General features: G+C 38.4%; 20 protein-coding genes and 1 other RNA gene. 14 read left to right on the forward strand and 7 right to left on the reverse strand.

Features of this window, described 5'->3' with window-relative positions:
• From dnaA to CCON33237_RS00025, 5 genes are all read left to right on the forward strand, one after another.
• The gene (gene dnaA, locus CCON33237_RS00005) at positions 1-1,311 is read left to right on the forward strand and encodes a chromosomal replication initiator protein DnaA (RefSeq protein ID WP_054195855.1); all 1,311 of its coding nucleotides are present in this window, start codon (positions 1-3) and stop codon (positions 1,309-1,311) included.
• A 154-nt stretch (positions 1,312-1,465) separates the two neighbouring features.
• Positions 1,466-2,533, forward strand: a complete 1,068-nt coding sequence (dnaN, locus tag CCON33237_RS00010) for a DNA polymerase III subunit beta (protein WP_054195856.1) — start codon at positions 1,466-1,468, stop codon at positions 2,531-2,533.
• A 14-nt stretch (positions 2,534-2,547) separates the two neighbouring features.
• Positions 2,548-4,857 (forward strand): DNA topoisomerase (ATP-hydrolyzing) subunit B, encoded by a 2,310-nt coding sequence (gyrB, locus tag CCON33237_RS00015; protein ID WP_054195857.1) that lies wholly within the window; start codon positions 2,548-2,550, stop codon positions 4,855-4,857.
• Between the two features lie 53 nt (positions 4,858-4,910).
• Positions 4,911-5,552, forward strand: a complete 642-nt coding sequence (gene queF, locus CCON33237_RS00020; RefSeq protein WP_234402305.1) for a preQ(1) synthase — start codon at positions 4,911-4,913, stop codon at positions 5,550-5,552.
• Complete coding sequence (locus CCON33237_RS00025) at positions 5,552-6,787, forward strand: HD domain-containing protein (RefSeq protein ID WP_054195858.1); 1,236 nt, start codon at positions 5,552-5,554, stop codon at positions 6,785-6,787. Before queF ends, CCON33237_RS00025 begins: the two co-directional genes overlap by 1 nt.
• Here the strand turns inward: CCON33237_RS00025 and ffs are convergent.
• Positions 6,774-6,871: signal recognition particle sRNA small type (ffs, locus tag CCON33237_RS09340), an RNA gene on the reverse strand. The genes CCON33237_RS00025 and ffs overlap by 14 nt on opposite strands.
• A gap of 112 nt (positions 6,872-6,983) precedes the next feature.
• On the opposite strand from ffs, the gene CCON33237_RS00030 reads away from it, so the two are divergent.
• On the forward strand, positions 6,984-7,409 hold the full coding sequence (locus CCON33237_RS00030; RefSeq protein WP_054195859.1) for a hypothetical protein: 426 nt from the start codon (positions 6,984-6,986) through the stop codon (positions 7,407-7,409).
• A gap of 45 nt (positions 7,410-7,454) precedes the next feature.
• On the opposite strand, the gene CCON33237_RS00035 is transcribed toward CCON33237_RS00030, so the two are convergent.
• From CCON33237_RS00035 to fliK, 3 genes are read right to left on the reverse strand one after another with little or no spacing between them, the layout of a single operon-like run.
• Positions 7,455-9,056, reverse strand: a complete 1,602-nt coding sequence (locus CCON33237_RS00035) for a flagellar hook protein FlgE (RefSeq protein WP_069174571.1) — start codon at positions 9,054-9,056, stop codon at positions 7,455-7,457.
• A 5-nt stretch (positions 9,057-9,061) separates the two neighbouring features.
• On the reverse strand, positions 9,062-9,769 hold the full coding sequence (locus tag CCON33237_RS00040) for a flagellar basal body rod modification protein (protein ID WP_021090228.1): 708 nt from the start codon (positions 9,767-9,769) through the stop codon (positions 9,062-9,064).
• Positions 9,770-9,777: 8 nt separating this feature from the next.
• Positions 9,778-11,169, reverse strand: coding sequence for a flagellar hook-length control protein FliK (gene fliK / locus CCON33237_RS00045; RefSeq protein ID WP_054195860.1), 1,392 nt, complete (start codon positions 11,167-11,169; stop codon positions 9,778-9,780).
• Positions 11,170-11,330: 161 nt separating this feature from the next.
• On the opposite strand from fliK, the gene typA reads away from it, so the two are divergent.
• From typA to CCON33237_RS00075, 7 genes are all read left to right on the forward strand, one after another.
• Positions 11,331-13,133 carry a translational GTPase TypA gene (gene typA / locus CCON33237_RS00050; protein ID WP_054195861.1) on the forward strand — a complete coding sequence of 601 codons (1,803 nt, stop codon included), beginning with the start codon at positions 11,331-11,333 and terminating at the stop codon, positions 13,131-13,133.
• Positions 13,134-13,512: 379 nt separating this feature from the next.
• Complete coding sequence (locus CCON33237_RS09745; RefSeq protein ID WP_234402304.1) at positions 13,513-13,767, forward strand: ubiquitin family protein; 255 nt, start codon at positions 13,513-13,515, stop codon at positions 13,765-13,767.
• 24 nt (positions 13,768-13,791) lie between these two features.
• Positions 13,792-14,022 carry a hypothetical protein gene (locus CCON33237_RS09750; RefSeq protein WP_234402303.1) on the forward strand — a complete coding sequence of 77 codons (231 nt, stop codon included), beginning with the start codon at positions 13,792-13,794 and terminating at the stop codon, positions 14,020-14,022.
• On the forward strand, positions 14,019-14,933 hold the full coding sequence (gene proC / locus CCON33237_RS00060; protein WP_054195862.1) for a pyrroline-5-carboxylate reductase: 915 nt from the start codon (positions 14,019-14,021) through the stop codon (positions 14,931-14,933). The genes CCON33237_RS09750 and proC overlap by 4 nt, the downstream gene beginning before the upstream one ends.
• Positions 14,934-14,953: 20 nt before the next feature.
• On the forward strand, positions 14,954-15,643 hold the full coding sequence (locus CCON33237_RS00065; RefSeq protein WP_054195863.1) for a tetratricopeptide repeat protein: 690 nt from the start codon (positions 14,954-14,956) through the stop codon (positions 15,641-15,643).
• A 425-nt stretch (positions 15,644-16,068) separates the two neighbouring features.
• Complete coding sequence (locus CCON33237_RS00070) at positions 16,069-16,638, forward strand: hypothetical protein (RefSeq protein WP_054195864.1); 570 nt, start codon at positions 16,069-16,071, stop codon at positions 16,636-16,638.
• A gap of 21 nt (positions 16,639-16,659) precedes the next feature.
• Positions 16,660-19,101 carry a molybdopterin-dependent oxidoreductase gene (locus tag CCON33237_RS00075; protein ID WP_054195865.1) on the forward strand — a complete coding sequence of 814 codons (2,442 nt, stop codon included), beginning with the start codon at positions 16,660-16,662 and terminating at the stop codon, positions 19,099-19,101.
• A 31-nt stretch (positions 19,102-19,132) separates the two neighbouring features.
• Here the strand turns inward: CCON33237_RS00075 and CCON33237_RS00080 are convergent, their stop codons facing one another.
• Together CCON33237_RS00080 and CCON33237_RS00085 are read right to left on the reverse strand one after the other, a co-directional pair.
• On the reverse strand, positions 19,133-19,441 hold the full coding sequence (locus CCON33237_RS00080; protein ID WP_054195866.1) for a YolD-like family protein: 309 nt from the start codon (positions 19,439-19,441) through the stop codon (positions 19,133-19,135).
• Complete coding sequence (locus tag CCON33237_RS00085; RefSeq protein ID WP_054195867.1) at positions 19,431-20,693, reverse strand: Y-family DNA polymerase; 1,263 nt, start codon at positions 20,691-20,693, stop codon at positions 19,431-19,433. Before CCON33237_RS00085 ends, CCON33237_RS00080 begins: the two co-directional genes overlap by 11 nt.
• A 266-nt stretch (positions 20,694-20,959) precedes the next feature.
• On the opposite strand from CCON33237_RS00085, the gene CCON33237_RS00090 reads away from it, so the two are divergent.
• Positions 20,960-21,574, forward strand: coding sequence for an autotransporter domain-containing protein (locus CCON33237_RS00090; RefSeq protein ID WP_054195868.1), 615 nt, complete (start codon positions 20,960-20,962; stop codon positions 21,572-21,574).
• Positions 21,575-21,622: 48 nt separating this feature from the next.
• Here CCON33237_RS00090 and aroC read toward each other — a convergent pair whose 3' ends face one another.
• Entirely contained in the window at positions 21,623-22,690 is a 1,068-nt protein-coding gene (aroC, locus tag CCON33237_RS00095; protein ID WP_054195869.1) for a chorismate synthase, read from the reverse strand.
• Between the last annotated feature and the right edge of the window lie 8 nt (positions 22,691-22,698).

Raw genomic sequence — 22,698 nt, forward strand, 5'->3', positions numbered from 1 at the left:
TTGATAGCAGACGAAATTTTAGAAAATCTTTCAACACAAATTTCACCTGAAGAATACCAAAGTTATATCAAGCAATTAAAATTTAACGAAAAGGCTTCAGACGATCATATTATAGTATTCACTGCACCAAATGAGTTAATGGCTAAATTTATAAATACAAGATATGCTGATAAGATCGCTCATCTATATGAAGTTAGAACAGGGATAAAGCCAAATATTGAAATTTCATCTACTAAAAGTAGCAAGGTATCGAAGCAAAATCAAATAAATGTTAAGCAAATAAAAACACAAAGTAGCATTTTAAATCCAAGCTACACATTTGAAAATTTTGTCTGTGGAGCGTCAAATCAATACGCATTTTTAAGCGCAAAAGCAGCCGCTGAAAAACCTGGCGTACTTTATAATCCACTTTTTATCTATGGCACGACAGGGCTTGGCAAGACTCACTTACTCCAGTCAGTCGGAAATCACTGCCTAAATAAAGGAAAAACCGTTATTTGCGTAACTAGCGAACAATTTATGATAGATTTTACCAGTCATATAAATAACCACTCAATGCCAAAATTTCGTGAAAAATATAGAAACTGCGATGTTTTACTAATAGACGATGTACAGTTTCTTGGTAAAACTGATAAAATCCAAGAGGAATTTTTCAACACATATAATGAACTTTTAGCAAAAAATGGTCAAATAGTTATGACTTCAGATCGACCTCCAAAGACACTAAAAGGCTTTGAAGATAGGATGATTTCAAGATTTGATAAGGCTTTTATGGCTGATATTACGCCACCTGAACTTGATACAAAAATAGCCATCATCATCAAAAAATGCGAATTTGATAAAATCGATCTAAATAAAGAGGTCATAAACTACATAGCTACAAACATGGGAGATAATATCCGTGAGATCGAGGGAGCTATCATAAATTTAAACGTATTTAAAACTCTTATGAAAGAAGAGATCACACTTGATCTTGCAAAAAGTATATTAAAAGATTTGATCAAAGAAAAACGTGAAAATATAAATTTTGATACTATCGTTGAAATAGTTAGTAAAGAACTAAATATCAAACAAAGTGATATAAAAAGCAAATCAAGAGTTACAAATATCGTAGAAGCAAGACGAATCATCATATATCTTGCAAAGATGCTTACAACAAACTCAATGCCACAAATTGCAAACTATTTTGGTATGAAAGATCACAGTGCCGTTAGTCATAATATTAAAAAGATAAATGAGCTAATACAAACTAATGAAATTTTTAGTCTAAAAGTTACTGAATTAAAAAATAAAATTTTGACAAAAGGATAAAATACAATATGAAATTTGTGAATAAATGTGAAAAAGAAAATATAATTTTTCACATTTCAAATAGCTGTATTTCGATGTTTAAAAGTACTTTTCACTTTTTAACATCACCTACTAAAACAAAAAAATTAAATTTAAAAATAGAAGGAAGTTTTTAATGAAGGTTTTAATAAACAAAAATATGCTTGAAAGCATAGTAACAAATACAAATCCATATCTTGAAAAAAGAGATCTTAGTGCTATAACTTCTCACATTTATATCTCAGCAAAAGATGGAGTTTTAAATATAAAAGCAACTGATCATGAGATAGGACTAGCGTATAAGCTAAGTAATGTAAAAATCATTGATCAAGGCTATGCAACTGCAAATGGTAAAAAACTACTTGACATTATAAAAAGTCTAAAAGACGAAGAAGTGATGTTAGAAACTGTAAATAACTATCTTTATATAAAACAAAAAAACTCAAAATACAAACTTCCAATGTATAAATTTGAAGATTTTCCAGAATTTCCAACGATAGAAGGCAAATCAAAATTTGATGTTGATGCTGTTATGTTAGGAAGAAGTTTAAAGAAAATTTTACCAAGTATTGATAGCAATAACCCGAAATTTGAATTAAATGGTGCTTTCCTTGATATTAAACAAGACTTTATAAATATCGTTGGTACTGATACAAGAAGACTTAGTGTATTTAAATTTCAAACACCAACTGAAAAAGAATTTTCACTTATAATCCCTAAAAAAGCTATCAATGAAATACAAAAACTATTTTTTGACAAGATAGAAATTTACTATGATGAAAATATCTTAATCGCTCAAAGCCAAAATTTTGAGTTTTTCACAAAACTTATAAATGGTAAATTTCCAGACTATGAGCGTGTCATACCAAAAGAAGTAAGAAAAAGACTTCAGCTAAGTAGAGATAAGATGATAGATGGTATAAAAACTATCTCAATGCTAAGTGATACAATGAAAATAACTTTTTCAAAAGACAATATAACATTTGAAAGTGTTATAGAAGATAACTCTGAAGCAAAAACTATGATTGATTATCAAACTGGCTTAGAAGATGAATTCTTTATAGGCATAAAAAATAGATACTTGCTTGATTTCTTAACTAGTATCGAAGATGAAAATTTTGAGCTTGGATTTAATGAAAGCTCACTAGCATTTGTTGTAAATTCAAAAGAATTAACAACAGTAATAATGCCGATAAATTTATAAGATAAGGCAAGATTATGGAAAATAATTACGGCGCAGAAAATATCAAAGTACTAAAAGGGCTTGAAGCGGTCAGGAAACGCCCAGGCATGTATATAGGTGATACAAACGTTAGTGGTCTTCACCATATGATCTATGAAGTCGTTGATAACTCTATCGACGAAGCGATGGCAGGATACTGCGATACGATAGACATTGAGCTTACACGTGAGGGCTCAGCTATCATTAGCGATAATGGCCGTGGTATCCCAGTAGATATGCACCCAACTGAAAAAATTTCAGCTGCGACAGTTGTTTTAACTGTTCTTCACGCTGGTGGTAAATTTGACAAGGACACTTATAAAGTTTCTGGTGGTCTTCACGGTGTTGGTGTATCTGTTGTAAATGCTCTTTCTAAAAAACTAGTCGTAAATATCAAACGTGATGGCAAGCTTCATAGACAAGAATTTGCAAAAGGTATCCCTCAAAGCGATCTTGAAGTGATAAAAACTACAAACCGCACAGGTACGCAAGTCGAGTTTTGGCCAGATGATAGCATTTTTGAAGTGACAGAATTTGATGATGAAATTTTAGTTAAGAGATTTCGCGAGCTAGCATATCTAAACCCAAAGATAACTATAAATTTTAAAGATCAAAGAAATGGCAGAAGCGAAAGTTTTCATTTCGAGGGTGGGTTAGAGAGCTTTGTAACTGATATGAACAAAGCAAATGCTGTTAGTAAAGCAGTATCATTTAGCGGCGGCGAAGATGATGTTATGGTTGATTTTGCACTACTTTACAACGACACTTATAGTGAAAATTTACTAAGCTTTGTAAATAACATCAAAACTCCAGATGGTGGTACGCACGAGGCTGGCTTTAGAGCGGGCCTAACAAGAGTTATTACAAACTACGTTCAAGCAAATGCTGCTGCACGTGAAAAAGATACAAAGATAACTGGCGAAGATATCCGCGAGGGACTTATCGCAGTTGTAAGCGTAAAGGTGCCAGAGCCGCAGTTTGAGGGACAAACAAAGGGTAAACTAGGTTCAAGCTACGTAAAACCTATCGTTCAAAAGATGGTTTTTGACGTGCTTACAAAGTATTTTGAAGAAAATCCTATCGAAGCAAGAGCGATAATGGATAAAGCTCTAATGGCTGCTCGTGGTCGCGAGGCCGCTAAAAAAGCTAGGGATCTAACTCGCAAAAAAGAGAGCATGAGCGTAGGTACACTCCCTGGCAAACTAGCTGACTGCCAGAGTAAAGACCCAGTAATTAGCGAGCTATATCTAGTGGAGGGCGACTCTGCGGGCGGTTCTGCAAAGCAAGGACGTGATAGAGTTTTTCAGGCGATATTGCCGCTTAAGGGTAAAATTCTAAACGTTGAAAAGGCAAGACTGGATAAAATTTTAAAGTCTGACGAGATAAAAAATATGATAACAGCACTAGGCTGCGGTATCGGAGATGAATTTGACGCTGAGAAGCTTAGATATCATAAGATTATCATCATGACCGATGCCGACGTCGATGGTAGCCACATCCAGACGCTACTTTTAACATTCTTCTTTAGATTTTTAAATAAAGTTGTAGAAAACGGCCACATCTACCTAGCTCAGCCGCCACTTTACCGCTATAAAAAAGGTAAGAAAGAAATTTATCTAAAAGATGAAAAGGCACTAAACGAATTTCTTATCGAAACTGGCATAGAGGGCGTTGATATAGAGGGTATCGGTAGTGCTGATCTGATCGACTTCCTAAAGATCGTTGCAGCTTATAGAAGTGTCTTAAAAGAGCTTGAAAAACGCTTTAATGTCCTTTCAGCGATACGCTATATGATAGAAAATCCAGACATCGTCTCAAAAAGCTACAATGAAATTTTTGAAATTTTAAGGGATTTCTTAAAAGCTGAGGGTCACAACATACTAAACCACTACGTTAGCGAAGATGAGGTTAGAATTTACGTCCAAACAGAGAGTGGTCTAGAAGAGCTTGTGGTAAATGAAAATTTATTCACAAATCCACTTTATGAAGAGGCACTTTATATCAGCCAAAAGATAAAAGAGCGCGGCCTAGACTTGCATAGTGACGTTATAGACGTGCTTGATGAAGTAGAGAAAAATGCGAAAAAAGGTGCATATATCCAGCGTTATAAAGGTCTTGGTGAGATGAACCCTGAGCAGCTTTGGGAGACTACGATGAACCCTGAGAACAGAAGACTTTTAAAGATCGATATAAACGACGCTATAAGCGCCTCTGATACGTTTAATCTCTTTATGGGCGATGAGGTCGAGCCAAGAAGAAACTATATCCAAGACCACGCAAAAGACGTTAAACACTTAGATATTTAAAAGGTGATCAAATTTAAATTTGACCTAGTTAGTAAAAGTATAAAGGATAAAAAATGAGCGAAGAGCTAGATATGAAATATGGCGAGAAAATTTTGAAAGAATTTGACGTAGAGAGTGACCTTGAGGTCTGGGAAAATAAGCAAACAAGAGACTATGTCATAAAGATTACTCTGCCTGAGTTTTGCTGCCTTTGCCCTCGCTCTGGTTATCCTGACTTTGCGACGATCTATCTTGAGTATATCCCAAATAAGTTAGTTGTTGAGCTAAAAGCGATAAAGCTTTATATAAATAGTTTTATGAACCGCAACATCAGCCATGAAGATAGTATAAATGAAATTTACTCTGTTTTAGAGAAAAAACTAGAGCCAAAATTTATGAAGATAGTTGGCGACTTTAACCCACGTGGAAATGTCCATACAGTTATCGAGATCAGCTCTGATCTAGTGGTGAAAAAGCCAGTTGAGGAGAAAGAATTTACTCCAAGAACTAGAGAGAGAAGTAGCTTTGGTGATAAGCCACGTGAAAGACGTAGCACGAGCGATCGTGGCAGTAGTAGAGCTGGTGGCAGCAGAGGTGGCAGAGATGATAAATTTCAAAAAGATGACAAACCAAGAAGAAGTTTAAACAAAGAGGGCTTTAGAAAAATAAGCTATGCCGATGATAAGAAGCCAAAAGTAGTCAAAAAGGATAAATAATGATAAGTGCTAAGCTTATAGAACATATCTTTAAAGCAGCATCTATATCACGTTGGAACGACTATCCAAAGATGGCAAATTTAGTCGAGCTTGATAAACAGGCTCATAAATTTATCATCGCTTATTTCATAGCAAAACAAGAGCAAAATGCCGACATAAACTATATCATAGAGGCTGGAATTTTTGAGTTTTTAAGCAGGGTCGTAGTCACAGACATACGACCAGATGTCTTTCATCACATCCAAAAGACAAAAAAAGAGCAGATAAATAGCTGGGTCTTAAGCAACCTAGAGGAGCTGATCTCGGAAATAGAAGATGGCAAATTTTTAGAGAGATTTAAAAATCACTTTAAAAACGACAAAACCCACGAAAAAGAGCGTCTCATCCTAAAAGCAGCGAGCTATCTTGCCACGAGGTGGGAATTTTCTATCGTCTATCAAACGAGCCAATTTTTAAGCGATATCGACGAGCTTAAGGCGAAGGTTGAAGAGGAGATGGAGGATTATTATGAACTAATTGGCGTTAGAAAGATCGCTATGAATCAAAAATTAGCCCGCCTTGTTGATCTAAGCGGTAGACTTAGATTTCAAAAGCGCTGGGCACAAACGCCTCGCATTCCAGAAACTGCGGTCTTAGGACATATGCTAGTAGTTGCGATACTTAGTTATTTTTACTCACTAAAAGCAAAAGCTTGCAAAAGACGCCTAGAAAATAACTTCTTTTGCGCGCTATTTCACGACTTGCCAGAGAGCCTCACAAGAGATATCATAAGCCCTGTAAAATACGGCGTAAAGGGGCTAAATGAGATCATCAGCGAGTATGAGATGAGGCTTATTGATGAGAGAATTTTACCATTTGTGCCTGAAAAAATAAAAGATGAGTTTAGCTACATCCTTGGCATCAGAAAAGATGGTGAGAAATTTATAAAAGATGAGTTTGAAAATAGAACATATGAGCGTAAAATCATCTGCCATGAAGGGACGATGGAAAACGTAAATGAGGATAAATTTAACTCAATCGATGGCAAAGCGCTAAAATACTGCGACAAGCTCTCAGCCTACATCGAAGCTGGAATTTCGATAAGCTACGGCGTCAAGTCAAAAGAGCTAACTGATGGCTTTAATAATATGTATAAATTTTTTAGTGAAAAACCTAAGATTGATGGAGTGGATTTTTTAGAAATTTGCGATGATTTTAATGAGCATTTTGGTTTAGAAAGACCCCTTCTCAGATAACTGCGGCACACACTTAATACAAGTGCTCTGCTGTGTTCCCACCCTGAAGCGGTGCTCATAAAAAGCATTGCACAGGTCTAAGAAGGAGCTTCGCAATCATACAGAAACTATACTTAAATTTTGTTTTATAGTTACATTTTTAAAAATTTAGCTTTAAAAGTATATAATCAGCCCAAATTTCATAAAAAGTAGAGTAATGTCTGGAAAGTTTAAACTTCGTTTTTTATCAGCTTTTAGAGATTTTTTTATCTATCATCACAAATCTTTAGAATTTCGTGCAAAAATTTTTGCCGCTATGATCTCTGCTAAATTTGACCCAGACGAAGATGATTTTTTTGTTTTAAATGACATTACAAATGAAATTTATGAAAATGACCAAACTAGAAAAGACTTTTTGATCCAAACTGTTAGAGAGTATGTAGCAAGAGTTAAAAGAAACGATAGGATCACACTTGATGCACTACTTTTAAGCATTGATAAAGACCTAAAAGATCACAAAAGATACGCCAAAAAGATAGATTTTTCTCACCTTCGTCGCTTGATGAGTGGCTGTGAGGAAGAAATTTTAGTTCAGCAAAGAGTTTATGAGTTTTTAATAAACGAAGTCAAACTCTATTCTTAAAATTATCATTCATTTTAAATTTTTAATCATCAACTAGTATAAAAATTATTTCTTCATCTGAATAGCAGTCTGGATCATCTCATCACTTGTTGTGATACTTTTTGCACTAGCCTCATAAGCCTTTTGTGTGACTATAACCTCACTTAGCGCTTGACCAAGATCGACGTTACTCATTTCAAGTTTATTTGAAAGAATTTGTGAACCATAAATGGTCTCACCAGCTTTATTTTTGTAAAAAAATGCTTCGCCTGAATTTGGAGTTGCTTCATAGAGATTATCACCCACTTTTGATACGCCTTGCTCATTTTGGAAGTGATATAGAGCTATTTTTGCAACTATAAATGAACGAGAATTGTCAAAATTTGCCATTATATTTCCACGATCATCAACGCTATATTTTGAGAGATTTCCTTCGGCGTAGCCATCTGCTTTTATGACAAAGTCTTTTTTTGAATTAGCCGAGCTTGTTATGCCATTATAGACATTTGCATCTCCATCGCCAAGAAAATTTAAAGCCACGTTTCCAACGCTTGTTAATGTATTTGTAACAAGTCTGCCACTACCATCAAAAGTAAGTGTTCCCATAGCTGTATTTTGTACAACACCATTAGCATCAGTTATCGTAGCTGTAGCATTCCAGGTAGTTTGATTGCCACCTTGAGGGATTTGCTTTGTAAAATTTATAGTTACTAAGCTCTTTGTGCCATCGCTGTTATATATCTCTGAACTTAGTTTTTCTTTATTAGCTACTTCAACTAGTGAAGTAACTTCAGCTTTTACATCTAAGCTAGCAAAATTCATAAATTTTAGGCTTTTATTGTTTATATGCCAGCTGCCATCGCTCTCTAGCGTGGTTGAAAACTCACTAAATTTACCATCGCCGTCTTTTACTTTTACCACTACGCTATCGCCTGCTTTTGCACCAAATCTTGTCTGACTTAGCGGAATTTGTCCATTTAGTGAGATAGTTTTGTTTGTATTATCGAGTGTATAGTTAAAATTTGCCGCATCAATGGCTGTTGTTCGCTTATCTGTTATAAGGCTTGAGTCTAGGTTACCTTTTAAATTTATATTTTTTGTTTGCTTGGCTGGCATATATAAAAAATGAGGTAAATTTATACCTTTTTGTGAGCCAGTATCGGCTAGTTTTAGATCTTCTTCTTTTGCAGTAAATGCCTGCGTGGTACCTTTTGTTTGACCATATTTTCTAAGAGCATTAGCACTTGGAGTGACTGGAGTAAAACTTGTTAATGTACCAAGAAGCAAGTTGCCTTTATTATCTACTAAATTTCCAGCTGCGTCTATATCAAAGCTACCTGTTCTTGTATAGTAGTTTCTACCATTTTTGTCAACAACACCAAAAAAGCCTTTACCACCTATGGCTAGGTCGAAGTTATTATCAGTATTTTGAAAACTACCATTTGTCATCTTTAAAGCTGTCGTTTGTTTCGTAGCTCCAAGACCTACTTGATTGTTAGTTGGACCACTTCCAGCAGAAGCCATATGTTGATTGATTAAATTTTTAAACTCAGGGATTGAAGCTTTAAAACCTACGTTGTTGATATTTGAAATATTATTTGCCCAAACATCCATGCCAAAGCTTTGTGTTTTAATGCCACTAATTCCGTTGTAAAAACCTCTCATCATGGCTTTTATCCTTCGTAAAATTCAGATATTTTATCCATTGGGACATATTCGCCTGCGATTTTTATCATGGCTTTACCATCTACAAATTTTACTGCTTCAACCGGATAGCTACCTACTTGAGTCTTGTATGAATTACCATCTTTTCCAGTGTAATTAACAGAAACTGTATATGCACCATTTGGTAATTGTTTTCCAGAATCATCTTTGCCATCCCAAGATATTCTGCGAACTCCTGATTTTAGATCTTTTATATCGATTGAACGAACGACCTCTCCATTTGCATTTTTAATTTCAAGCTTACCATTTGCAAGATCTGATTTAAAATAAAGTGCAAAATTTACAGTTTTTTGCTCATCTGTTAGTAAAACTGAGTTTGAACCAGTTGAGACCATTTTGCCAAGAGCTGATATGGCGTAGGCATTTGCATTTGATTTTAACTGATTTACAAGCTCTTTCATAGCTGAGTTTGTATTTTGTTGCATCTCTAGTGATGCTAGTTGGCTAGTTTGTGTGAGCATCTTTTCAGTATCCATAGGGCTTGTTGGATCTTGATACTGAAGCTCTGTTAAAAGTAGCTTCATAAATGCATCTTTATCTAGCTGCGCATTTGGGTTAGTTCCTGTGCCAGCTGCTGCATCTTGCTTTGCTTTTGCCTTTTTCTCGGCATTTTTTTGTTGTGTTGTTTGTGTAGTTATATCTGAAACTGAAGCCATGATCTCTCCTAAATATATCTTGGTATTACTAGCTCAAGCAAGCTTTGTTCCGCTTGAGTGTTTTCGCTCTCATCGCTTTGATTTGAGCTGTATTTATTCTTTGCTTGTTCTCTTTTATCTTGTCTTTGATTTTGATCTGAGAAATTCATCTCAAGCTCGGTAAATCCCATATTTACAAGGCTATTTTTAAACTCGGCTTGATTTTGCAAAAAGAGATTCATCGTAGCCGTGGTTGAGTTAAAATTTACATGCAAATTATTGCCGCGATTTACCATCGTGATCTCAACCTCGCCTAAATTTAGTGGATTAAGCGTGATGTTAAAACGAGTGATCGGAGCTTTGTAATTTTGAACCTGCTCTTTTAGCGTAGAAGAGAAATTACTAAGCGTCTCTTTTATCTCAGCCTTTGTTTGAAGCTGGTGTTTAGCACTACTAGCGATATCTTTTACCATTTGATTTAGTTCTGATTTATTATCGCTATTAAATGTCTCTTTGCTCTCTAAATTCTCATTTTTTTGTTGTTCTCTTTCAGGAAAGAGTAGCGACTCAAGAGTTGGAGCTTTTTGTGCCTTTTGCTCGTGTAAATTTACCTTTACTTTAGGCTGCTCGTCTGGTTCAACATCCACTATCTCATCATCAAGCTTTACTTCACTATCTAGCTTTTTAGGCTCTTCTTTTACTAAATTTTTAGCTTCGCTAGTTGGATTTGCCACTACCTCTTTTAGCAAGGTATCAAGCTTTACTACCTCTTTTGGTTCATTTTTGATGATGGTTTGCTCGACCTCATTTTTTAGCTCTTTTAGATAAAAAGGCTTCTCTTCGGTCTTTATCGGTGTGAAAAATTCTTTCTTGCCCAAATTTTTAAACATCTCATTTAGTTTTGGCACATCTTCGTTTGAAATTTCTATATTTTCAAGGCCAAGATCAAATTTCTTAGCAAGGTCGATAAGATCGCTAACGCTTTTAACGTTGCTAAGCTCTTCGACGTTTTGGGGCACACTTAAGAAATTTGCTATTTTGTCGCTGAAATTTGGAAACTTACTTACTTTTTCATTGCCATTTAGAATTTCTAAAACTTGCAAAAGCTGCATGAAATTTGCATTTTCATAGAGCTCATTTTTTGTATCTTCGTCCAAATTTTCTTCAAGTGCGGTTGAAATTTTTGCCGTGCTTTCGCTTTGAGATTTTTGCAGCGTCTCTTTTTGAGTAGTAACCGTTTTTACTATCTCTTTGACATCTTTTTCAGTGATTTTTTGGCCGCTATTTGCCTTGCTCGCAGCTGCATCTAAAACCATCGACAAAAATTCGCCGTTGTTTTGAGATTTTTTAGAAACAGAGGGCTTTTTATTCCCAGCAGGAGCCAGCAAATCTACGTTATTTTTCGCTGTATAAGCTTGCATTCAAACCTTTCAAATTTTTAAACTTAATGCCAAACATGCAAAATCTATTCCAAAAATTAATTTCTTGATATCAGCTTAAAATTTATAAAAATTTGGCTATAATCTGCCCCTATTTTAAAACTGACAAACGAAAAATAGCAAACTAATAAACGGAGAAAAATTTGGAAAAGATACGAAATATAGCCGTTATCGCACACGTCGACCACGGTAAAACAACAATGGTTGATGAGCTTTTGAAACAGTCAGGAACATTTAATGAGCATCAAAACCTTGGCGAGCGTGTAATGGATAGTAATGACATCGAAAGAGAGCGTGGTATCACGATTCTTTCTAAAAATACTGCTATTCGCTACAAAGATACGAAGATCAACATCATTGACACCCCAGGCCACGCCGACTTTGGTGGTGAGGTAGAGCGTGTTCTTAAGATGGTTGATGGCGTTTTGCTACTTGTAGATGCGCAAGAAGGCGTTATGCCACAAACTAAATTTGTCGTCAAAAAGGCGCTCTCACTTGGACTTCGCCCAATCGTCGTCGTAAATAAGATCGATAAGCCAGCAGGCGATCCAGACCGCGTTATAAATGAAATTTTTGACCTTTTTGTAGCACTTGATGCAAATGACGAACAGCTAGAATTTCCAGTTGTGTATGCAGCTGCGAAAAATGGCTATGCTAAGTTAAAGCTAAGTGATGAAAACAAAGATATGCAGCCACTTTTTGAGACCATCTTATCTCACGTACCAGCTCCAAGCGGTAGTGACGAGAACTCACTTCAGCTTCAAGTGTTTACTCTTGATTATGATAACTACGTCGGCAAGATCGGTATTGCAAGAATTTTTAACGGCAAGATATCAAAAAACCAAAATGTTATGCTTGCAAAGGCTGATGGCACAAAGACAACTGGTAGAATTTCAAAGTTAATTGGCTTTATGGGTCTTGAAAGAACCGATATTAATGAGGCTGGCACTGGTGACATCGTAGCGATCGCTGGCTTTGATGCGCTTGACGTTGGCGATAGCGTCGTTGATCCAAATAATCCTCATCCACTAGATCCTCTTCACATCGAAGAGCCAACACTTAGCGTTGTATTTTCTGTAAATGACGGCCCACTAGCAGGTACTGAGGGCAAACACGTTACATCAAACAAGATCGATGAGCGCCTTGCAAACGAGATGAAGACAAATATCGCGATGAAATACGAAAACATCGGCGAGGGCAAATTTAAAGTAAGTGGCCGTGGTGAGCTTCAGATTACTATTTTGGCTGAAAATATGCGCCGCGAGGGCTATGAGTTTTTACTTGGCAGACCTGAGGTCATCGTAAAAGAGATAAATGGCGTAAAATGCGAGCCATACGAGCTTTTAGTGATTGACGCACCTGATGATACGACAGGCACTGTCATAGAAAAACTAGGTAAAAGAAAAGCTGAAATGGTCTCTATGAACCCAACAGGCGACGGCCAAACAAGGATCGAGTTTGAGATCCCAGCGCGCGGCCTTATCGGTTTTAGAAGCCAGTTTTTGACTGATACAAAAGGTGAGGGCGTTATGAACCACAGCTTTTTGGAGTTTAGACCGCTTAGCGGAACTGTGGAGCATAGAACAAATGGCGCGCTAGTTTCGATGGAAAATGGCGTAACGCTTGCTTATTCACTATTTAATTTGCAAGATCGTGGTGTGCTTTTCCTTGATCCGCAAGCAAAAGTCTATGTGGGTATGATCATAGGCGAGCATAGTCGTCCAAATGACCTTGACGTAAATCCTATCAAGGGTAAAAACCTAACAAACGTGCGTGCTAGCGGTAGCGACGATGCGATCAAGCTTGTGCCGCCTAGAAAGCTAAGCCTTGAGCGCGCTCTTGAGTGGATAGAAGATGACGAGTTAGTCGAGGTTACGCCTATAAATATCCGCGTTCGCAAGCGCTATTTAGATCCAACAGAGCGCAAAAGAAAAGCAAAACTCTAATCAAAATTTGTCATCTAGCCCCTTTGTAAAGGGGCTAATAATTAAACTCTAAAAACAGCAAATAAATTTCTATAAATTTCTCATATTTTTTTGCATTATTTATTTAAGTTGGCTTTGTTTAAGACGATTAAAATTTATCAATCCTAAAACTATTTATGCTTTAAAATACCATACCTACTTTTCTATTTTTACTTTTAATATAATCAATATAAAAATGTCTAGTTTATGCTAGAATCGGCGTAAATTTAAAGGAAACCGATGAAAAAAACTAAAATTTATCATTACTCTCGCCGCGGCGTTTATTTTTAGCGGCTGCTATGAGACTACGCTGCTTACTCGCGTGCCGATCTCCGCGCTTGTTTCGGACAAAGGCGCGGACGTGAAATCAACGATCATGCTAACGGGTATAACGCCGCAGACGCACGTTACGAAAACGGTAACGGACAACGTGCGGGTTTTCGTCCCGGACGCTAAATTTAAGGACTTTCCGACCGGAGAAACCGCCTATGAGATGAGCGTTAGCGTCGGCAAGGACGAAAAAGGCGGCAAAAACTCGGATAAGCGCGCCGTGCGGATATATCTAAGCCAAGACGGCGACGTCTACGGCAAGCTTAGCAAAAACATACTCGAGTAGTACGCGGGCGCAGCTAAACAGAAAATGGAGCCGACGCTAAAAGCGGCGATCAAATTTGAAAATGACACGAACGTCGTTTATGAGCTGGTCGTGGGCAACGAGTTTAAGGCGAGCGACGAGGCGCAAACGGGCGGCGTTTATACCTTGGCGCCTGGGCAGGTTACGGGGGCTATCTGGGCGGATAGTACGGCGGTACGTGACGCGGTCGCGGGCAAAGCGGTCAAAATCGGCACTCTAAAAAAGGCGGCAAAATGAAAAATCCTAAAATCGGCTTTATCGGCGGCGGAAATATGGGCGGTGCGATGATAGAGGCGCTTTGGCGCGCGCAATCTGACGAAGTGGACGCGGGGCGAAGCTTTGCCGAGGAGGAGCGGAAATTTGACGGCGGTAGCGAGGCGCAAAGGGCGGAAAATTTAGCGCAAACAGGCAAAACCTCGAGCCAGCGCGAATGTGAAAAAAAGACGAAATTTGAAATCATAGCCTGCACCAGAAGTAAAAACGAAGCCTTGCGGCAGAGATTTAGCGTAAAAATAGCCGCGAGCGAAACGGATCTAGCGCGCGAAGCGGACGCGGTCGTGCTGGCTACTAAGCCCGCTAGCTACGAGGCTATCTTGCGCCTGATCGCGCCTGATCTTGCGGGCAAAATTTTGCTTCTTTTGGCGCCGAATTTTGACATAAAACGCGCTAGGCAAATCGTAGGCGAGGGCGTTTATATCGCTCGCGCGATGCCAAATATAGCAGCTTGCATCGGCGCGTCGGCCACGGCTCTTTGCTTTGACGCGGGTTTTAGCGATGAAGCGCGCAAGACCGTGCGCGAGATAATCGCTAAAATCGGTAAAATTTACGAGATAGACGAGGCCTGGTTTGCCGCATTTACGGGCATCGCGGGAAGCTTGCCGGCGTATGCGTGCGCCTTTATCGAGGCTGCGGCCGATGCCGGCGTGCGGGGCGGACTGCCTAGGCAGCTTTGCTACGACGCCGTTGCGGCAGCCGTGGAAGGGACGGCGCGCCTGATCCAAAGCGGCAAGCACCCAGCCGCGCTAAAAGACGAGGTTTGCTCGCCGGCGGGAACCACGATCGAAGGACTTGTCGCGCTTGAAAAAGGCGGATTTCGCGGCGCCTTGATGGATGCCGTCGCTGCTTGCATCGCCAAAGCGCGGGGTTAGGCAAATTTTTAAGGATAAAAATGAAAAATTTATTATTTGCGCTATTTGCGGCGTTAAATTTATTCGCTAGCGAGCCGGGCCTTTCGCCATTGCTAGCCGCAGATACGCTAGAAAAGGTCAAAAAATGCAAAAATACCGACCTAAACGCTACCAAAGAGTGCGTGCAAGCGGGCATAGTAGCGGCAAACTTAAAGCAAGACTACGGCGCGGCGGAGGGGCTATTTAGTCTAGCCTGCGCCAAAGGAGATGGCGAGGGCTGCTTTTATCTTGGCGAACTTTATAAAAATAACTTAGTAAAAGCTGCGGATAAGAGCGAGCGCGAGACTAAGATTAGCGCGTATTACAAGGCTAGCTGCGTCCTTTACGAGTATTTGCCCGGTTGCTTGGCGCTAGCTAATTTCATGCAAGAAGAGCTGGGCGACGAGGTGCAGTCGTTTGCGATAAACAATACCCTATGCAACAAAAAATACGCTCCCGGATGCTACAACGTGGGCTGGATGATAGAGCGAACGGGGGGCGATATAGGCGAGATGATGGAGTATTACGAGCGCTCGTGTAAGCTTGGCTACGTAGGCGGCTGTGCGCGAGCGGCGTGGCTGTATGAGGGAAATTTCAACGAAAATAGATACGAGCAAGTAAAAAAAGACGCGAAAAAGGCAAAGCAAATGCGAAAAAAGGCGTGCGAGCTAGGCGATAAGCAAAGCTGTTAGATTGATAATAAGGCGTTTTGACAAAAATTTTAAAACGATAAAACTCTAGAAAGTCTTAACATAGCTAGCAATGTAGAGTAGTAACTTTTAGTATATTTATAAATACTGTAAGAGGTTTACTAATTTATGTTTTTAAGTTTATAAAAGCTTTGCCATACTTTTTATAGTAGCTAGTGAAGTAAAGTTAAATTTTTACTTCACTAGATCCATAATTAAAATTTTTACAGAGCTTGTAAGCTAGAAAAATTTTACTTATACCTTCAGCAATTAAGCCATCCAATAAAACTCATTGATAAATTTTCTGCCAAATCTTATTTTTAATAAAAATGAATATTAACTTTCTTAAATAAAGCTAAATATAACAATGTAATTTTAAACCATTAGGTTATAAGATTTTTTTAAATTTTATTTTTAAGGATTGCAACATGAAAATGCTATTTTTAGCCCCTGTCTTAGCATGTAGTCTTGCTTTTAGTGCCGATGTCATCGCAAAAGATGCCAATATAACGCTAGATGGCAAGATGATAGGAAAGATCGAGGTTTTAACACCAGTTGAAGTCGTCGAAAAAGGTGATAAAACGAGTAAGATCAAGGTTAATGGCGTAGTTTCGGCAAACTATTTAGCCCAACTTCAAAGAAGTATAGAAGATCCTGAAGTTTTTGTAGCTTTTAATGACGAGAGCGAGGCAAATTTCAAAAAAGTAAAAGACCTTGAAGACGACTACGGCGAGGTTTGGTATCAAGTTGATGGCGTTTATGAAGTGCCAAATGACGCACTTGGTGGCAACCAAAAAGAGCTTTACGCAAAGTCAAAGAAAATTTACGAAGAGACCTGCTCGGCATGTCACAGGCTACATGAACCAAATAGCTTTACAGCGGCTCAGTGGCCAGCAAATTTAGCTGGAATGGTCGATGCTAAATTTGTCGCGCTAGATGAAACTGACCTAAATTTAGTGCTCAAATACTTACAACACAATGCCAAAAAAGTAAAATAAATTTTTCATAAGGGAGAAAATATGAAAAGACGAGATTTTATAAAATTTTCCGCACTTGCAGCCACTGCGGCGCAGGCAAACAAGATAGAGGGCGTGACTAAGACCATTTTTGACCAAAAGAAAACTTTTGGGGCAAATAGATTTGGTCTATTTTGGGCAAATACCAACTCAAATCAAATCGTCTCTGTTGATCCATTTGATGGTGATAAATTCCCAAATACAATGAATAACAGTTTGCCAGATCTCATCCAAAATGAAAGTCGCGTACTCTATCCGTACGTAAGAAAAAGTTACCTAAAGGCAAAAGGCGTAGCAAAAAGCGAGCTTCGTGGCAAAGAAGAATTTGTACGTGTTAGCTGGGATACAGCACTTGACCTTGCTGCAAAAGCCTTAAAAGAAAATTTTGACAAATATGGTCCAGAAAGCATTTACGGCGAATGCTACTGGTGGGGCGGTAGCGGCAAGATCAGCTGGGGTAGGACTGTTGGTCATAGGATGCTTAAGGTTTTAGGTGGATATGTAGAAGAGAGCGGTGACTACTCAACAGGTGCTGGTCTTGTCATTATGCCTCACGTCCTTGGAAATAGTGCAGTATATGATGCTCCTACAAAATGGGAGGCCATGGTTAAAAATGCTAAGAACATTGTATTTTGGGGTACTGATCCGCTTGTGACTGGTCAAATTTCATGGCAGCCTCCAACACACGATGGTTATCTTGGTATTAAAAAGATAAAAGATGCTGGCATTAAAACTTATAGTGTTTGTGTCTTTAAAAATGACACCACAAGATACCTTGACTCTGAAACTATCATCGTTCGTCCAAACACTGACGTAGCAATGATGCTTGGTATGTGCCACTATCTTTATGAAAACAAGCTTTATGATGAAGAATTTATAAAAAAATACACAGTTGGTTTTAATAAATTTAAAGATTATTTGCTTGGTACGACCGACAAAGTGGTAAAAGATATAAACTGGGCTAGTAAAATTTGTGGTGTAAAAGCTGAAGATATAGCAAAATTTGCTACTGTACTCGCAAAAGAGCCAAGCACTATTATCGCTGGTAGATCACTTCAAAGACAAGACCATGGCGAAATGGGCTTTTGGGGTATCGTAACACTTAGTGCGATGCTTGGCCACATCGGTAAAGAGGGTCTTGGATTTGAGTTTAACCTCTATTATGGAAACGGCAGCACTGATAAGATAGCACCTGCTCTAAAAGGCATCAGTACTAGGATAAGCGAAAAATATGAAAACGTAGATGGTGCTCCGTGGAAGAAATTTAAAAACGTAACCATCCCATCTTCAAGATCAATCGAAGCCTTGCAAAATCCTGGCAAAGAGATAGATTATGATGGCTCTAAGATCAAACTTCCACATATGAGAGTAGCTTATATGGCTTCTGGTTCGATGTTTACAAGACATCAGGATGTAAACAATGCAGTTAAAGCATGGCGTAAATTTGATACTGTTATCACAGCTGAGCCATTTTGGACAAGCACAGCTAAATTAAGTGACATCGTCTTACCAGTGGCACTTGAGGTAGAGAGAAATGACATCAACCAAAGTGTCCCATCAAGCGAATACATCGTGGCTTATAAGCCAGTAGTTGAGCCAATGGGAGAAAGCAGAAGCGACTACTGGATATGTTCACAAATTTGCAAACGCTGGGGCAGAGAAGAGGTCTTTACTGAGGGTAAAGATGAGCTTGGCTGGGCAAAAGAATTTTACGCAGATGCGGTGGAACAAGCCAAAGCACTAGATCTTAAAATGCCAAACTTTGATGAGTTTTGGAAAGAGGGCTATGTCAAATTTGACAAAGACAATGAAGAGACAAAATACTACACAAGACTTAGTGCATTTAGAGAAAATCCACATAAAAACCGCCTTGGCACGCCATCAGGCAAGATAGAGATCTACTCTCCAACTATTGCTAAATTTGGCTACAAAGACTTTGCTCCACACTTTGCTTGGATCGAGCCGTTTGAGTGGCTTGGTAGCGAAAAAGCTAAAAAATATCCATTTAGCATCACAACCCCACACTCAAGATACCGCTTGCACTCTCAGCTAAATAACTCAATAATCAGAAACTACGCTGAAGTAAGCGCAAGAGAGCCGATGCTAATAAATACAAATGATGCTAAGAAAAAAGGCATCGCAACTGGTGATGTAGTGAGAGTTTTCAACGATAGGGGTGAAATTTTAGTAGGAGCGCTTGTTACTGACATCATCCCAGAGCATGTCATCGCTGTTTGCGAAGGTGCATGGTACGACCCTGAAGTGCTTGGCGAAAGAAGCCTTTGCAAGCACGGTTGCATCAATGTCCTAACACGTGACAAAGGCACATCTAGCATCGCTCAAAGCAACTGCGGACATACGATACTAGCGGATCTTGAAAAATATAAAGGCGAGATCAAACCAATAACTGCCTTTTCTAAACCAAAAATTTTACAATCTTTGTAGAATTTATATAAATTTAGCCCTCGTTTGGGGGCTAAATTATTTTTAGGTCATTTATATCTTCAAATTTGATCCTAGTTTTTACAACCATAAGAGTTTTATTTTTGAAATTTACGTCAGATATTAGTCCGCTAGCACTTGTATAGGCGTAGCCGTCATGATAGCTCACATATACTTCATCAGCCGGCCTTAGCTCGCTTATCTTTTTTAAAATTTCATCGACTTTGCTCTCATCAAGATCTAGTTTTTCGCATTTTTCTCGCTCTTTTTGTCGCAAGGCTCGCTCTAAGGTTGATAGGGGATTAAACGAGCTAAAAATTTTCGCCCTATCTTTACTCGCCACTTTTGTGCCCTCCGATCTTTTTATTTCGATCTTGCCCAGTGGCTTCTGGTAGTAGATCGATCGCTCTTAAAACCGAGTTTTTACCAAATTTTTCTTTTATGAGATTTAGGGATTTTAAAACTGCTTTTTCTTTAGTATCATCCTCAAAAAGACTAGAGTGAGCTAGGCTCTCTTTTACTACGTCATTTGCACTGATGCTAATTTGCCTAATCAGCCCAACATTTTTTATCTTGTTTAAAAGTAGCTCTTCGGCTGAGCTCATCAGCATGCTTGAAACATTTGTTGGTGTCTTAAACCGAACGCTTGCACGTTGTAGTGGCTCAAATTTATCGGCAAATTTTATATTTATTGTTATTCCACTTGCCTTGACCTCTTTGTTTATGAGCCTAAGAGCGAGCCTGTCAGCCATTTCTTTTAGTACGACTACCGCCTCACAACGTTCGTAGTCTCTTGGTAAAATTTCAGAGCTAAAGTAGGATTTTGTGCTTGGTTTATATGCTTTTATATCAGCTATTGTCGTTGGCTCTATGCCATTTGCGTGATCTACCGTTATATAGGCATCAACTCCAAAAAATTTCTCAAGTAAGCTTCGCGGAGCATTTGCTATATCTTTCATACAAAAAATTCCATGTTTTTCTAGCTTCAGCCTAGTTTGCTTACCGATGCGCCAAAAGTCGTCTAGCGGTTGATGCGTCCAAAGGCGTTCTTTATAAAGCTGCTCGTCTAAAAATGCAATCCCATCATCACTGTGCTTAGCCAAGATATCAAGGGCGATTTTTGCAAGGTATAAATTTGTGCCCATGCCACAGGTGGCAGTCACGCCAGTAGTTTTTAAAATTTCATCCATTATCTTTTTGGCTATGGATTTTGCATCGGTATTATAAAATTTAACATAAGAAGTAAGATCGATAAAGGCCTCATCGATAGAATAGACATAGATATCATTTTTTGAGACATATTTTAGGTATATCTCATAAATTTTAGCCGCATAGTCGATGTAAAACTGCATTCTAGGCGGTGCGATGATAAATTTTATATCTCGTGGTATCTCAAAAAGCCTGCATCTATTTTTCACACCTTTGACTCTAAGAGCTGGGCTAACGGCTAGGCAAACACTTCCGTTGCCGCGACTATCGTCAGCCACGACTAGATCGGCTTTAAACGGATCAAGCCCTCGCTCCACGCACTCAACTGAGGCATAAAATGACTTTAGATCAATGACGGCATAAAATTTTTGTGCTTCGTTTTTCATGGGGTGATTATAGATGAAAATTAGTAAAAGTTCGTTTCTGAAAAATTGATCTTAAGGCTAAAATTTCTAATAAAAATTTTTTAGAAACAAAATAAGTAAAATGGATAAATTTTACTAGTGGGGTTAGGGTAAATGCAATGCATAAAGAAGTTAATGTAACTAATCGGACCTTCTATTGAAAAAAGTAGACAATCAGGTGTTTATATTGGTTTAACAGATAGAAGTGATGTAAATTCTAGCAAAGTAAAAATAAAAATGGCGAGTCTATGCTCGGAGCTTTTGCTATACCAACATTTGATAACAGCGATGAAGATGCCAAAATTATAAATTATGGACTTGGTATTTTTTCAAGGCTAAATTTACCACGTGATTTTTATATCGATCTCATGGCAAAAGCCGGTAAGAGCCAAACTAAGGTTGATGCGAAAGATGTTGATTATAAAATCTCAATGTCATACTACAATGCTAGCTTTGGTGTCGGCAAAAAGATAAAATTTGATAGTTTTATGCTTGATAGTGGGCTAAACTACACACTCTCTTATGTTAGTAGTGATGAGGCAGATATCGGACAAAGCACATTAAAATTTAGCAGCGTTACATCAAGTAGAGCTAAAATTTACTCAAAAATAGCCTATGATGCTGGTAAATTTAATCCTTATGGGAAAATTAGTGCCGAGTATAAATTTAATACAAAATCAAAAATAGCAGTAATCCAAGAAGACGAGGAAATCAGCCTAACTCAAAAAGGTACAATTTCAGAGGTTGAGATCAGTCTAAGATATACGCCAACTTATGCAACACTCATAAATTTTGGCATAGCACAATCTTTTGGTAAAAAAGATCAAAGCAGCGCAAAACTTCAGTTTGCTTATAGATTCTAAAAATTTAGTGGCTTTTTGGCCACTAAATTTTTACTCATTTTTATAGATTTAGCCGTAAATTTTCTTTAGATTTTCAAGCTTTGTGGTCGCATTTAGTAGTAGCATATCAGCGATCACTAGCCTTATCATCGCAGTTGCAACGACACTACCACGTATGCCTATGCATGGATCATGTCTGCCCCTTAGCTCAAAGTCCACTGCTTTGCCTTGTAAATTTAGTGTTTTTTGTTCTTTAAATATTGAAGGTGTAGGCTTAAAATGGCTCTTTAGTATGATATCTTCGCCACTACTTATGCCACCAAGTATGCCTCCTGCGTTGTTGCTTAAAAAGCCGAGCTCATCCATCTCATCGTTATTTACTGAGCCAAATGTCTCGCTTGCTTTTACGCCAGCGCCTATCTCGACGGCTTTTACACCATTTATGCCCATTAAAGCCGCCGCCAAGGCACCATCGAGCTTATCATAAAGTGGCTCTCCAAGGCCTGCTGGAGCATTTTTAACCACACTTAAAACAACTGCACCGACGCTATCGTGGTCATTTCTAGCTTTATTTACCGCTTCTTTCATAGCTTCTTCGTTGCCAAGAGCATAAATTTGTGAATTTTTAGCAAAATTAAAGTCTATCTTATCGCTAAAAATCTTGCCGATGCCAAATACCCCGCTCAAAACCTCAATATTAAACTCATTTAAAAGTAGCTGTGCAAAAGCCCCACCAGCTACCCTGATAGCCGTTTCTCTAGCACTTGAACGCCCACCGCCCCTGTGATCTCTAAAGCCATATTTTTTAAAATATGTAAAATCAGCATGGCCTGGGCGGAAAATTTCACGTAAATTTTCATAGTCATTCGACTTTTGGTTGTTGTTAAAGATAGCAAAACCTATCGGTGCTCCAGTACTTATGCCATTAAAAAGGCCGCTAAAAATTTCTATCTTGTCAGCTTCATCTCTTGCGGTTGTGAAGTTGCTTTGTCCAGGACGGCGTCTATCTAGCTCGCTTTGGATAAACTGCGTATCGACTTTCATTCCAGCAGGAAGACCGTCTATAACGCCACCTATGGCTACTCCGTGACTCTCGCCAAATGTTGTTAGGGTTAGTTTTTTGCCAAATGTATTCAAGCTTGTTC

This window comes from Campylobacter concisus, from assembly GCF_001298465.1.
In the GTDB taxonomy this organism is placed as follows: domain Bacteria; phylum Campylobacterota; class Campylobacteria; order Campylobacterales; family Campylobacteraceae; genus Campylobacter_A; species Campylobacter_A concisus.

Excerpts from the sequence above, each read along its gene's own strand:
- CCON33237_RS00090 (WP_054195868.1), top strand. The coding sequence starts at position 20,960 with ATGCTCGGAGCTTTTGCTATACCAACATTTGATAACAGCGATGAAGAT.
- CCON33237_RS09750 (WP_234402303.1), top strand. The coding sequence starts at position 13,792 with ATGGAGCCGACGCTAAAAGCGGCGATCAAATTTGAAAATGACACGAAC.
- CCON33237_RS00070 (WP_054195864.1), top strand. The coding sequence starts at position 16,069 with ATGAAAATGCTATTTTTAGCCCCTGTCTTAGCATGTAGTCTTGCTTTT.
- gyrB (WP_054195857.1), top strand. The coding sequence starts at position 2,548 with ATGGAAAATAATTACGGCGCAGAAAATATCAAAGTACTAAAAGGGCTT.
- CCON33237_RS00035 (WP_069174571.1), bottom strand. The coding sequence starts at position 9,056 with ATGATGAGAGGTTTTTACAACGGAATTAGTGGCATTAAAACACAAAGC.
- fliK (WP_054195860.1), bottom strand. The coding sequence starts at position 11,169 with ATGCAAGCTTATACAGCGAAAAATAACGTAGATTTGCTGGCTCCTGCT.
- proC (WP_054195862.1), top strand. The coding sequence starts at position 14,019 with ATGAAAAATCCTAAAATCGGCTTTATCGGCGGCGGAAATATGGGCGGT.
- CCON33237_RS00025 (WP_054195858.1), top strand. The coding sequence starts at position 5,552 with ATGATAAGTGCTAAGCTTATAGAACATATCTTTAAAGCAGCATCTATA.
- CCON33237_RS00065 (WP_054195863.1), top strand. The coding sequence starts at position 14,954 with ATGAAAAATTTATTATTTGCGCTATTTGCGGCGTTAAATTTATTCGCT.
- dnaN (WP_054195856.1), top strand. The coding sequence starts at position 1,466 with ATGAAGGTTTTAATAAACAAAAATATGCTTGAAAGCATAGTAACAAAT.
- queF (WP_234402305.1), top strand. The coding sequence starts at position 4,911 with ATGAGCGAAGAGCTAGATATGAAATATGGCGAGAAAATTTTGAAAGAA.
- CCON33237_RS00075 (WP_054195865.1), top strand. The coding sequence starts at position 16,660 with ATGAAAAGACGAGATTTTATAAAATTTTCCGCACTTGCAGCCACTGCG.
- CCON33237_RS00085 (WP_054195867.1), bottom strand. The coding sequence starts at position 20,693 with ATGAAAAACGAAGCACAAAAATTTTATGCCGTCATTGATCTAAAGTCA.
- CCON33237_RS00030 (WP_054195859.1), top strand. The coding sequence starts at position 6,984 with ATGTCTGGAAAGTTTAAACTTCGTTTTTTATCAGCTTTTAGAGATTTT.
- CCON33237_RS00040 (WP_021090228.1), bottom strand. The coding sequence starts at position 9,769 with ATGGCTTCAGTTTCAGATATAACTACACAAACAACACAACAAAAAAAT.